This window comes from Spirochaetales bacterium, from assembly GCA_016930085.1.
GTDB lineage: Bacteria > Spirochaetota > Spirochaetia > SZUA-6 > JAFGRV01 > JAFGHO01.
Window position 1 is genome coordinate 1 of record JAFGHO010000019.1, and the last position, 12,682, is coordinate 12,682.

A 12,682-nucleotide genomic window follows, 5' to 3' on the forward strand; every position below is an offset into this window, starting at 1 on the left:
ACCTTTTTCAACCTCTAATTTTTCACAACCTTACAGGTTGCCTTTATTCACTAAATTCAAATGTGCGAAAGATATTATACACTACCCAATTTTCTGAAACTATAGAGCGTTAAATAATTAGAAACGGAAGAATATTATCCGGATATCCCCAATAAAAAAAAGCTTTTTTTGGTATTTTTGTCAAATTCCACATATATTAACGCTTACTTTGTATTATACTGTGTTTTTTTTCTGAATATTCGTTTTGCCGGCGGTCTTATACCTCTCATCAAATATTTTTTTATTTCTTGCCACCAGAGGACTAATCTTAAACGTATGATATATATTTTCATGGTAAAGATGAAATACAAACGGAACATGTTCATCGAGACAGATAATGTTGATTCCGTTGTTTTTCAAACGCAATAACAGATCGTCATCATCATACCCGAGCCCGTCTTTATAGACAACATCGAACCCGCCCACCTTCATTATATCGTCCTTGTGTATTGCAGCGCAAAAATGATATCCTGCCGGTCTGTGTATTCGGTGATTATACCAGACGCCATTCAATTTTTTGTCTTTCCCGTGATGTTCAGGGTGTAATACTTTCATGGTGCTTTCTTTATCTATTGCCAGACAGGCAAAAGACAGCCATTGATTGTATTCAAGATGTTCGGCCGCATAGGAAATAATATCTCCATGATGCAGGCATTCGGGATTCTGTAAGATAATGATTTTTCCGGCGGCAAGGTCAAGCGCACGGTTATACGCAATGCACGGATTGATCCATTCTTTTTCTTCTTTCGAAACGGAATCCAGTTTGATACTCAGTTTTTTATCCGTAATAGCACGTAATCCATCAATATTCAGCCTGTTTTCATCGTCGCTACCGTCGTCGCAGATACAAATTTCCACTTCTCCGACAAACCGTGACCGGTTGATTGACGCAAGCGTCGCTTCCAGTAACGGACGCCTGTTATAGTATCCGATGACAATAGAGATCCTTGGTATTCCCAGGTATGAATCAGTCTCGAACATTTTATTGCGTGTGTTATATGTCAGGCGAATTTAGAGCCCAGAATGAACGGCAGATCGAGGATAACCGGTTTCAGGGATCTCATGCCGTGGAGGTAGATACTCAAATCCCTGTACCAGCTCATGTTGCATTTATTACAGGGGGCGTATTTGAAATCTTCCCGGTTCAATTCGAAGAGATTGCCCAACGATCTGCCCAGAAACATGCACGGATACACATTGTAATTCCAGTCGACAAAAACAACCTTGTATCCGCCCAGACACATATAATCCGGTGGTTCGTTCTGCAAATATTTCAGAATATTCCTTATGGACGGACGTGTGTTGATGATATTGAATTCCTTTTTCAATTCCATGACATCGTTGAGGGCGGAGACGAGTTCCAGTTTCGTCAAATTGATGGCATCCCCGCCGATGGTGTACACCGGGGATTCCGAAAATTCGGGATAATTGACCGATATCATGTCAAAACCGATATCCTTGCATTTCTGAAACAATTCCCGCAAGGTTCTGTGGTTGTACGTACAGATAAGGGTGGAGGCGAGCGTCGTAATTCCCCGCTTTTTGAGGCCGTCGACCGCTTTTTGTATATGCCCGAGCAACCCCGGTATCGAACGTGAACGGGACACGATCTCCTCCTCATGATGGTCGACGGATATACAGGCAAGGTCGACCCTGCTTCGTTTCAGGGCATCCATTCGCTCTTCGGTGTACAACCGCGCGTCAGCATTCAATACGGCAGAGATCATGCTGTGACGCGAGCATTCTTCGACAAGCTGTTCGATATTCGGATGAAGAAGGGGTTCTCCGCCGGTGAGTGTAAGAAAGCGGACACCGAGATCCGCCAGCCGTCTGATCGCCTGTATGGCAGGTTCGGTTTCGACCATATGTTTCGGTCTTTGTTTCCAGATAGAACAGAAGTTACACTTTGCAGTACATATGTTATTGAGAGCGAATTCGCTCAATTTCAGCTGATTACTGATGATACCATGAATAATCGCCAGTTTTTTTCCCATATTTCACTTCCTTCCTTTCCTGGTTTTATACCTTTTCTACCGATTTTATGAAACCAGCTTTTCAATATAGAACATTTACACTTTATTTTCAATATATTTATCGTATTTAATTAAAAAAAAAAGTAAAACTTGTTTATTTCTCTTAAAATTGACTGAATTTTTATACGAATCGCCCGTTATTGCTGTTTCCGTACGGAAATGCTGTTTCCACATGGAAACAGAGTTTATCTTGTTTTTTCTTTATCCTCTCCTTCGATATTCGAAAAATCCTTTACGACATAGAGTGGCCTGTTTTTCGATTCATCATATATTCTGCCGATGTATTCGCCGATAATACCGAGAATAATCAGTATAATCCCATTGAAAAAAATGGTAATACTGATCATCGAAGCCCATCCCTTTGCCGTCGCCTGGAAGAATATTTTCTCGATAAGAACCCAGACAAGGTACCCGAATCCCCCGACGGAACAGAGAAAACCCAAAAATGTGGCAAGTTTCAGCGGTTTATACGAAAAGGAGGTGATCGCGTCCATGGCAAAGCGTATCATTTTTTTCAGTGGATATTTCGTCACTCCGGCAAAACGTTCTTCCCGTACGTACTCGACCGCGGTTTGTGAAAATCCGGTCCAGCTGACAAGGCCCCGTACAAACCGGTTTTTTTCCCTGATCGATTTCATCGTGTCGCACACCTTGCGGTCGATAAGCCTGAAATCACCGACATCCACGGGGATCTGGACGGAGGTCATGCTTCTGAGAAAACGGTAAAAAAAGGAGGCCGTCAGCCGTTTGAAGATACTTTCGCCCTTTCGTTTTGTCCGCTTCCCGTACACCACGTCATAACCCTCCCGCCATTTTTCGATCATCTGCGGAATGAGTTCAGGCGGATCCTGGAGATCGGCATCGATGACGACGACCGCCTCACCAAGCGCGTAATCCATTCCCGCGCTGATCGCGATCTGGTGTCCGAAATTTCGCGCGAAATCGATCAGCTTCACTGTTTTGTCTTTTTCACAGATGCCTTTGATGATGTTCCGTGTGTTGTCGCGCGATCCGTCATTGATGAAAATTATCTCGTAGGGCTCCCCCGTTTTTTCCATAACGGCTTTTATCCTTCGAAAGGATTCTTCCGCGACCTCTTCCTCATTGAATACAGGAACAACGATCGATATTTTGATGTTTTCTTTCATGAAGCCACCCCTTTGTATTGATAATCAGACAAAACGCCAGTTCGGAATCCATTGAAGCCAGAATCTGATATAGTTCGTGTCAAAAGGAACTCCGGCGATAATCGGATAAAACATGATAAAGAGAATGAGGGCGATGAGAAAATATACGTAAATCGTCACGTTGATTCCTTTTATCACCATATTTTTACGGATTCCGTCCCGCATCTTTCGTTCGATAAACGGTACTAATCTTTCCTTTGCCGCCCTGACGCAGTAGATGATGCATAAGATGATAAAGGGGACACTCGCGAAAAAATGATAAATGAAGGTACAGGTCCGCGGAGAGATTACCCAGGGAAGGTACTGGGATCCAAGTGCGATCAGGATAACGATCCGTCCGTCACCCTTCGTGAAACCTTCGCGCAAAAAACGGAAAAGCACCTTTTTTATGGTGAGATTGCCCGGGGATCTGTCCATAACGAGGTAAAACCGGACAAAACAGCCGAAAAACGACACAATCGTGATCACGACCGCGGCGAGGCTTCCCGTCCACCAGACGGCCGGGTTGCCGAACGCGTAGAGACGCTGGGTCTGGCCGGGGGGCAGACCGTTCGCCACATGGTACCACATCGGTCTTGTCATAATGGGCCATTCCCACCAGCGCGATACAAAGGGATGTTCCATATTCCGTGAATGGTAATCGATCATCCCCCAGACGGTGCTGTACACCCACCCCAGAAACGAGGGGTTATGCGGGTTTTTCCCGATTTCCGGTACCGCCCAGAGAGGAAGAAAGGCGAGGGTGTAGATGGTGACGGGGATGACGAAGAAAAAGACGACGACGCCGAGGACAATTGTCGTCATCGTATACAGCCAGAAGCGGCCGGTCACTGTTTCGACCCGCAGTTGTTCTTCCGGGGCGGATTCGAATTCACCCGAGGCGAGCCGGTCCTTCATCATTCTGTATTCGGTCCACTTTTTCACGAGCGCCAGTATCCCGATAATGAACAGCCCGATGACCGCGTACACGGCGATCCATTTGCTTGCCGCCCCCAGACCGAAGCAGACGCCGGAGAGGAGAAGCGGGATGAGGGTGCGGTAGAACTTCATCCGGTAATAGCTCGTCTGGTAATAACGGTACATGAAATAGGTCATGAGTATGATAAAAAACACGCCGTATGTATCGATGGTCGCGATTCTCGTCTGGGTAAAGTGCATGAAATCGACGGCCATGAGGAAAGCGGCGAAAAAGGCGTACTCCGTTTTTTTGAAAAGCTGCTTTCCGAAGGCGTACATAAGCGGCACCATGAGGATGCCGAAAAAGGTACCCATGAATCGCCACCCGAAAGGAACCATCCCGAAAATGAGGATACCCAGCGCGATAATGAGTTTCCCGAGCGGCGGGTGGGTGTCTTCGTACGGATTCCGTCCCTGAATGTGTTCCATCGCCGTCCTGCCGTGGTACTGTTCGTCGAACCCGGGAGACATACCGCTGAAGTGCGAAGGCCGGGGGTCAAAGGTGTCCTGTTCGTCAAAGAGGTTATCGATGGAACCTTCATCCAGCTGACTCAACCCGTCTCCCGCCTCGACGGATACGATTGGAAGCGGTTTCGTGATATCTTCACCGGTGAAAACGACTTCCATAAGCCATGAACGCGGTTTTTCGACCGTGATCTTCATGTACCTGGCTTTTACGTTCGTCACCTTGTAATACCAGTAGTAGATCGTATCCGGTCCCATGGAGGTGATATGCGACCAGGTTTCGCCGTCCGGTGACGCGTCGACCTCGTATTTCGCGTCCGGCCCGTGCCCGCCGACCAGGCCCTGGAAATAGTAGATACGCCGCACGGTCTGTTCTTTTCCGAAATCGACGATGACATTTTCACCCCGCGACGCGGGCCGCCAGTAGGTCTGCGGGGCCGAAAGAGAGCCGAGATTCAAGAAAGCGGTAATTGCATACGCACCGGTCAAAATGCCGGCAAGGGCCACGTCCCTCCATGAATAGGACACCGTGCCGTCTTTTCCCCGCTCGATACCGGTAAAAAGCGAGCCGACACCTGGTTTCAATCGGGGCTTGATCAGTAAAAAGTATATGAGAAAACCGATGACGACGGAAAACAGAACGACGCTGAGGGCGATATATATGATGTTCGATTCGCCGTTCTCTTTTTTAAAGACGGCAAGCTCGTCCTCACTGACGATATCCTTGACCTCAAGACCGTATGTGTCTTTGACTTCCTCGAGCCGGAAGTCGTCGAATGACGCCTTTCCCGTATTGTCGTTCCCGAAATTACCGAGTCTGACAGCGACAGTCATTGTCTTTTGATCGGGACCGGTCCGCACATAAAACTCGCGGTATTCCCATGTACCGGCGGTGTCCCTGACGTCTTTCGATATTTCGAAGAAATTCGCGCGCATGACGCTGAGGTTGGCGCCGGTTCTCTTTTCTCCGATATTTTCCGCTTTAATCCGGCAGGAAAGCCGGTACACGGTCAGCGGTTTCACGATCACCGTCTGTACAAGCCGCGCGTCGTTCGAATTGACATTTTCGATGGTGACATAAGACGACCCGGAAATGGCACCGTCTGATTCACTGTAATAACGGGTATATCCGTCTTTTGTCTGCCAGGCGTCCTTTGTCCAGTGGACGGGAAGGTCCATATAGATATTCTCGAAATCTCCGTTGAGTACGAGATTTTCTTCGCCAAAGGTAAAGACACAAAGCAACAGGGAAACAAAAACCGTGAGTGCAACCTTCTTCATTTTATTACTCTCCTATGACACTCGTATACACTTCCCACCGGGGATGATCGTTCGGGCAATAATCGCAGAAGATGATCTGCTGCCATGTTTCGATACAGATTTCACCGTCCATGATCACAAAGGTTTCGGAAGGTCCCATGACGGCCGAACGGATATGGGCATGGCCGTTGTCGTCGTGCCATCGCTTCGAGTGTTCGTAAAAATCGTGCCTGGGGGCGAATTTTTCGAGTGCCGTCTCGAGATCGGAAAGACATCCCGGTTCGTATTCGAGTGTGGTTATCGCGCAGACGCTTCTTCCCGCCTGAACGGTCACCTGGCCGTTGTTGACGCCCGATTCCCCGACGACGCGGCGGATATCGTCCGTGATATCACGCACGATGTGGCCTTCCGGCATATGAAATGTCAGCTTTTTTGTGTATACCTTCATGTAAGGTCCTCCGTCTTTTTTGTAGGATTGTACTGATTGAATCCCTCTCCTGTCAAGCAATAATACCTCCGTTCGTACCGGTCAACTGAACGTCGGGGGCGTCGATAGAAACGGGATTCCCGCTTATATAAAAAATCCTCGCAATAAAAACAAATATATCCTATACTAATGGAGAGGGGGAAGACGGTGGAACGAACGAATATCCTGAAAGTATATACGAATCACAATCAGGAGGAAAATGTCATAATCATTCACCCGAACGACGGTCTCGATATCGGTCTCATGAACAGCTCTCATTCGATAAAGTTGTCATTGCAGCTTGTGAGGGATCCGGGTCCGTTTTCATCGGACTGGATGATTGACGGAAGCATCATGCTCGAAAACGGCTGCAAGACAGGCAGCATCGAGTTGAGCACGAAACTCTGGAAAAATTTCGGAAAACCGGATAATCTTGCAATCGTGAAAAACAACGACAATATCTTCCTCATGCAAAAATAAGAGAATAATAAAAAAATAACGATATAAGGAAACATAAAATGACGAAAACATCTTCCGGTCTCGCAATTATCCCGGTCGTACTGGCGGTACTAAGCCTCACGGTCATTTTTCCCTCCTCCTGTGTCAGCGGCGGCGATTCCGCGGAACCGGACGAGTGGGTGGATTATGGAACGGTCGGGGACAATCCGCCGCCCCCCGCCCTCCCGTCAAAAGACGATTATATCGACACGGTGTATGAAGAGGGCGATTTCAGGATTGCCGATAACGGGGTCGTATCGGGCATTTTCGTGCACCCGGATGACGACTGGGGCGTTATCCGGGCGGCCTCCGATTTAAAGGCCGACATCGGCAAGGTAACGGGAAAGACCCCCCGTCTTTTGAAAAAACCCGGTGAATCGGGCGGCCATGCGATCATCATCGGGACGATCGGCAGGAGCCCCGTCATCGACGGTCTGATCGAATCGGGGAAACTCGAAGCGGAAGACATTCGGGACGGCTGGGAGTCGTTCGTGATCCAGGTGGTGGATGACCCGTTGCCTTGGGTTCAAAAAGGACTTGTTATCGCTGGAAGCGACAGGAGGGGGACGATATACGGTATTTACGACCTCTCATCCCGGATCGGCGTTTCCCCGTGGCATTACTGGGCCGACGTCCCACCGAAAGAGAAGAAAACGATCGCCGTCAAACCGGGCAGGTGGAAACAGGGAGAACCGTCGATACGATACCGGGGCATCTTTCTCAACGACGAAGCCCCGTGCCTCAGCGGGTGGGTCGACGGGACCTTCGGGGATTTTACCCACGAGTTTTACGAAAAGGTCTTCGAACTCCTTCTCCGGTTGAAGGCGAATTACCTCTGGCCGGCCATGTGGGACAACGCGTTCAGCGACGACGATCCCCTCAATCCCCGGCTCGCGGACAGATACGGTATCGTGATGGGAACCTCTCATCATGAACCGATGATGCGGGCCCACAAGGAATGGAAGAAATACGGAAGCGGTGAGTGGAATTACGCGGAAAACGGGAAAGCGCTTCGTGATTTCTGGGACGCGGGCATGAAGAGGAACGGGGACTATGAAAACATCGTGACGGTCGGGATGAGGGGTGACGGTGACGAACCCATGCCCGGGAACTCCCTCGGGGAGAAAATTGGGCTTCTCGAGCAAATAATCACCGACCAGCGCAGGATTATCGCATCGAGGGTCGATCCCGATGTCACCCTCGTGCCCCAGGTCTGGGCCATCTACAAGGAAGTCCAGGATTTTTATGATGCCGGGATGGAGGTCCCGGACGACATCACTTTACTCTGGTGCGACGACAATTTCGGCAACGTAAGACGCCTGCCGACCCCGGAAGAACGGAAACGCAAAGGAGGCGCCGGCGTTTATTACCATTTCGATTACGTGGGGGGGCCGCGTTCATACAAGTGGATCAATACGGTACCGATCACCAAAATCTGGGAACAGATGCATATGGCATACGAATACGGCGCGCGCCGGATATGGATCGTCAATGCCGGCGACCTCAAACCCATGGAGTTCCCGATCTCCTTTTTCCTCGATCTGGCGTGGAACGCAAAACGCTGGGACGGGGAGACGGTATGGCACTTCGCGGTCGAATGGGCGGAAGAGCAATTCGGAAGCGGCTATGCCCGCGATATCGCCGATATCCTTCTGAAATACACGAAATATAATGGAAGAATAAAGCCGGAAATAGTCAGTGAAACGACCTACAGCCTCCTCAATTACCGGGAAGCCGAACGCGTCGTTTCGGAATGGAAGGAAATCGTCCGAAAGGCGGAAACGATATACGGGGGTCTTCCCGCTTCGTACCGGGACGCCTTTTTCCAGCTTGTCCTTTATCCCGCCCGTGCCTCGATGAGGGTGACGGAAATGCACTATTACGCGGCGGTCAATCGTCTTTACTACAAACAGGAGCGGTCGCTCGCGAACCTCTATGCCGGCCTTACCCAAAAGACATACGACGACGAGGCTACGGACACATTTTACTACAATCGACTCATGGCGGACGGCAAGTGGAATCGTATGATGGATCAGCCCCATATCGGATCGACATCCTGGGACGGCCCCAAGGTGGACAAGATGCCGGAAGTATATAAAAACGCCCCGCAAAAGGAAGCGGCCATGGGGGTCGCCGTCGAGGGATCGGCCGCGGCATGGCCCGGTTCGGAGGAACCGTGCGCGTTACCCGCCTTCAGCCGGTACGCGGATGAAACCTACCGTATCGATGTCTTCAACAGGGGGAGCACCCCTTTTCCTTTCACGGCGGTCCCGAAACAGCCATGGATCGCGGTTTCCGTCCGGGAAGGGATCGTGGTCACCGAACAGCGGCTGCTCGTCGATATTGTGTGGGAAAAGGCACCGCGGGGAAAGGCGATACGCGGAACGATCGTCATAACAGGCCCTGACGGAGTAAAAGTCGATGTCAGGGTTTCGGCTTTCAATCCCCGTTCGCCGAAAAAAAACCACATTACCGGTTTCGCTGAAAGTTCGGGGTATGTGTCCATTGAAGCGGAACACTATACTCAAAAGACCGATACGGAAGGCGCTTCCTGGAAGCGGATCTACGATTACGGGCGGACCGGTTCTTCGATGGCGATCGTGCCCGTCACCGCCCCAGGCGTCACCGAAGCGGATGACGCTCCCCGTCTCGAATACGACCTCTGGATCTTCAATCCCGGCGAGGTCACGGTAACGACCTATACCGCGCCGTCTTTGAACGTCGATCCGTCCCGCGGACTGCGGTACGCCGTATCCTTTGACGATGATGAGCCCGTTATCGTCGACACATTCAGGCCCGATCAGGACGGATATTACACGGACAAGGAATGGAGCCGGGCGGTCCTGGATAATGTCTGCCTTGAAGAGACGGTCCACACCATACGGTCCGCGGGAAACCATACGCTGAAGATCCGGATGGTCGACCCGGGTATCGTACTTCAAAAAATAGTCATCGATACCGGGGGAGTCAAGGAAAGCTATCTCGGTCCGCCGGAAAGCCCGCCGGGGGCCGGATACGCCGGTAAGGAAAGCGGAATCCCGCCCGCCGATCCCGCCGTCCTGCCCGGAACGATCGAGGCGGAACATTATAACGACGGGGCGGCCGGCACGGCGTGGTTCGACACGACACCGGGCAACGCCGGCGCCGTCTACCGGAAGGACGACGTCGATATCTTTAAAGCCGGCAGCGGGAATCTCGTCGTGGAGCTGGATGCGGGCGAATGGCTTACGTATGACATCTATGCCGAATGCGGGACCGGATTCAGGGCCGAAATAACGGCCTCAAGCGAAGCGGCCGCAGGCGCCGTCTGCCATATCGACTGCGACGGAGAAGACATTTCGGGCCCGGTAACCATTGCGACGGCCGGAAGCCCGGATGGATATGCCGCGGTGACGGTGCCCTTACTTGTCATAGACCAGGGCATTCACCGGCTTGGACTCGTTGTCGATGAAGGGAAGGCCCGCATCGACCGGATATCACTTTCGACCTCGAACGGCAATGTCTGGATCGAAGCGGAACAGGCCGCGGGCCAGCCGCTTTTTAATCCCTTTTATGTGCAGTCGGACCCCACGGCGTCGCGGGAAGCCTACATCGTCGTGCCCTCGGAGACGGTCACTTCTCCCCCGAAAAAAGGGATCGCCTCCTACACCTTCAGGGCGTCAGGCGACGTGAATGTATGGATGAGGCTGCACGCACCCGATTCCAACAGCGACTCGCTGTACGTCAGGATCGACGACAGCGGATGGCAGACGTGGAATTCCATCGAAGGGGCCTCCCTGAAACAGACATGGGTGTTCTTCAGAAAAATATTCGGACTGGAAGACGGGCTTCATACCATACGGATCGCGCGGCGTGAAGCGGGAGTGAAACTCGACAAGATCCTCGTCACTCCGAACCTCGATTTCGTTCCGGGAAGGATCCCCGTCGAAGCGGAATCGGCTGCCGGCGGTCCTGCATTTTCTCCCTTCAGGGTAGCCGTCGATCCGGATGTATCGGGCGGGAACTATATCGCGATGAAAGCGAAAGACGTGACGAACCCCCCCGAAAAAGGGATCGCTTCGTTTCCTTTCGACGCCGAAGGAAGCGTCAACGTCTGGCTCAACCTCCACATGCCCGACGCGAATGAAAGCTCCTTTTTTATAAGGATCGATGACGGGTACTGGCAGGTACTCGAGAACCTTGAAACCGCGAAAGGGGAATGGACCTGGGTGCGCTGGCGGCGCCTCGACAACCTCTCGCAGAAAACCCATACCCTCCAGGTCGCGGGGAGGAACGGGGAGGTGAAACTCGACGAGATCCTCGTTACCGACGATCTCGCCTTTATTCCGGGAAACTTCGCCAACAAACCGGTGCCCGTACCGGGCAGGATCGAGGCCGAAGATTACAACAAGGGGCTGAACGGGATCGCCTACTACGATACGACGGCCGGCAACGAGTGCGAGGTTTACCGCAATGACGACGTTGATATTTGTACCGGCAATGACTCCTACGTGGTCGGATACACGGCAAACCGGGAATGGCTGACCTACGAAGTCGAGGTCGAACCGGCCGTCTCGTACACGGTCGAAATCGGTGCTTCGAACGGCACCGAAAACCCGCGGACCTGCCACCTCGAGTGCGACAATGCGGACATCATCCGGCCGGGGGGCGTCAGCATTCCTTCCACGGGAGACTGGGACACGTACGTGCCGGTCACGGTCACCGGTGTCAGTATCCCGGCGGGACGGCACACCCTGAGGCTTTTTATCGACATGAGTTACATCAATATCGATTATCTGCTGTTTACAAAGGAAGGGGAGTGACGGGAAACACCCGTTACCGGTACACCGATCAGCCAGGTCATGGGCGCGGCCTTTGAAAGGCTATAATCCCTGCCTATGGACAACCGGTAATCCGGTGTACCGATGTCCCCGGTAATTTCCCGCAATTCATCCGCGCCGTATTTTCTCATCGCCGAGACGAACCCGTCCCAAGCCGCCGTAAGGGGAACGACGGGGATGATATTGGTGAAGAGTATCTGTTTGAATGTGAGGGGACGAACGAAAAAGGACAGGAACCAGAACTGGAGGATACTGATTATGAAGGTAAGCGGGAAGAGTATCAGGGTAAGGATTTTGTCCGGGACGTAGTCGAAAACGCAGATCGCCTGTTTTTTGTTCCGCGCGTCTTCGATCACCCTGCGGACCTCGTTTCTCCTGAAATGGTGGAACCCGGTGAATATCGTTCTCACCCCCTTCAATCCGGCGGGGACGTTCATCGCATCGACGTGGTTGCCCGAAAAATCGATCCTTCCCCCCGTCTTTTCCCTGATACGTTCGAACATCCGGGTATTCGGATATTTGTCCGTCAGGATCACGTTTATCTTTTTGTCCGGGAACCGCTCCAGTATCCGCAGCCACGGGCCGGATGCGCCGGAACAGAGATCGACGACCGTCGCGCCCTTTACCTCATCGAGGGTTTTTGTAATGTAGGGAACCGCGTAATCGAACGCCCGCGTGCTCCTCATGATGACCTGGAGAATATTCGTCTGGATGACCCGTAATGCGTCCGGGTACCACCTCAGATCCATGAACTCGAAAAGATGCACGCGTTTCATCCCATACACTCCTTCCTTCTTTACAAGGAAAATTTGACATTATTCTATCCTTTTTTGCAGGGAAAAAACAGCCATTCCCGTATCAGGGCACGGGTTGAAACATATGATGATGAGGAAAACGGCTGCCATGCGGCTAAAAATCCGTAACCCCCTTCTCAAGGGAAGCTTTCAACTCATCCGT

The 12,682-nt window shown here is 51.4% G+C and carries 8 protein-coding genes; 2 read left to right on the forward strand and 6 right to left on the reverse strand.

The annotated features are described in order from the left end of the window. Positions 1-213: 213 nt before the first annotated feature. From JW881_03535 to JW881_03555, 5 genes are all read right to left on the reverse strand, one after another. Positions 214-1,020, reverse strand: a complete 807-nt coding sequence (locus tag JW881_03535; protein MBN1696567.1) for a glycosyltransferase — start codon at positions 1,018-1,020, stop codon at positions 214-216. A 20-nt stretch (positions 1,021-1,040) separates the two neighbouring features. Continuing rightward, entirely contained in the window at positions 1,041-2,033 is a 993-nt protein-coding gene (locus JW881_03540) for a radical SAM protein (GenBank protein ID MBN1696568.1), read from the reverse strand. A gap of 224 nt (positions 2,034-2,257) precedes the next feature. Next, complete coding sequence (locus JW881_03545; protein ID MBN1696569.1) at positions 2,258-3,220, reverse strand: glycosyltransferase family 2 protein; 963 nt, start codon at positions 3,218-3,220, stop codon at positions 2,258-2,260. 24 nt (positions 3,221-3,244) lie between these two features. Continuing rightward, a complete protein-coding gene (locus JW881_03550) occupies positions 3,245-5,962 on the reverse strand; it encodes a phospholipid carrier-dependent glycosyltransferase (GenBank protein ID MBN1696570.1) in 2,718 nt (905 codons plus the stop codon). Between the two features lie 4 nt (positions 5,963-5,966). Then, positions 5,967-6,389: a YjbQ family protein gene (locus JW881_03555; GenBank protein MBN1696571.1), complete on the reverse strand. Its 423-nt coding sequence runs from the start codon at positions 6,387-6,389 to the stop codon at positions 5,967-5,969. A 186-nt stretch (positions 6,390-6,575) separates the two neighbouring features. On the opposite strand from JW881_03555, the gene JW881_03560 reads away from it, so the two are divergent. Together JW881_03560 and JW881_03565 are read left to right on the forward strand one after the other, a co-directional pair. After that, on the forward strand, positions 6,576-6,887 hold the full coding sequence (locus tag JW881_03560; GenBank protein ID MBN1696572.1) for a hypothetical protein: 312 nt from the start codon (positions 6,576-6,578) through the stop codon (positions 6,885-6,887). A 38-nt stretch (positions 6,888-6,925) separates the two neighbouring features. Beyond that, a complete protein-coding gene (locus JW881_03565) occupies positions 6,926-11,707 on the forward strand; it encodes a glycosyl hydrolase 115 family protein (protein MBN1696573.1) in 4,782 nt (1,593 codons plus the stop codon). On the opposite strand, the gene JW881_03570 is transcribed toward JW881_03565, so the two are convergent. Next, positions 11,677-12,501: a hypothetical protein gene (locus JW881_03570; GenBank protein MBN1696574.1), complete on the reverse strand. Its 825-nt coding sequence runs from the start codon at positions 12,499-12,501 to the stop codon at positions 11,677-11,679. The two genes, JW881_03565 and JW881_03570, sit on opposite strands and share 31 nt — an antisense overlap. Between the last annotated feature and the right edge of the window lie 181 nt (positions 12,502-12,682).

What these genes read in the sequence shown, in the direction of transcription:
- JW881_03535 (MBN1696567.1), bottom strand. Translation starts at nt 1,020, where the DNA reads ATGTTCGAGACTGATTCATACCTGGGAATACCAAGGATCTCTATTGTC.
- JW881_03540 (MBN1696568.1), bottom strand. Translation starts at nt 2,033, where the DNA reads ATGGGAAAAAAACTGGCGATTATTCATGGTATCATCAGTAATCAGCTG.
- JW881_03545 (MBN1696569.1), bottom strand. Translation starts at nt 3,220, where the DNA reads ATGAAAGAAAACATCAAAATATCGATCGTTGTTCCTGTATTCAATGAG.
- JW881_03550 (MBN1696570.1), bottom strand. Translation starts at nt 5,962, where the DNA reads ATGAAGAAGGTTGCACTCACGGTTTTTGTTTCCCTGTTGCTTTGTGTC.
- JW881_03555 (MBN1696571.1), bottom strand. Translation starts at nt 6,389, where the DNA reads ATGAAGGTATACACAAAAAAGCTGACATTTCATATGCCGGAAGGCCAC.
- JW881_03565 (MBN1696573.1), top strand. Translation starts at nt 6,926, where the DNA reads ATGACGAAAACATCTTCCGGTCTCGCAATTATCCCGGTCGTACTGGCG.
- JW881_03570 (MBN1696574.1), bottom strand. Translation starts at nt 12,501, where the DNA reads ATGAAACGCGTGCATCTTTTCGAGTTCATGGATCTGAGGTGGTACCCG.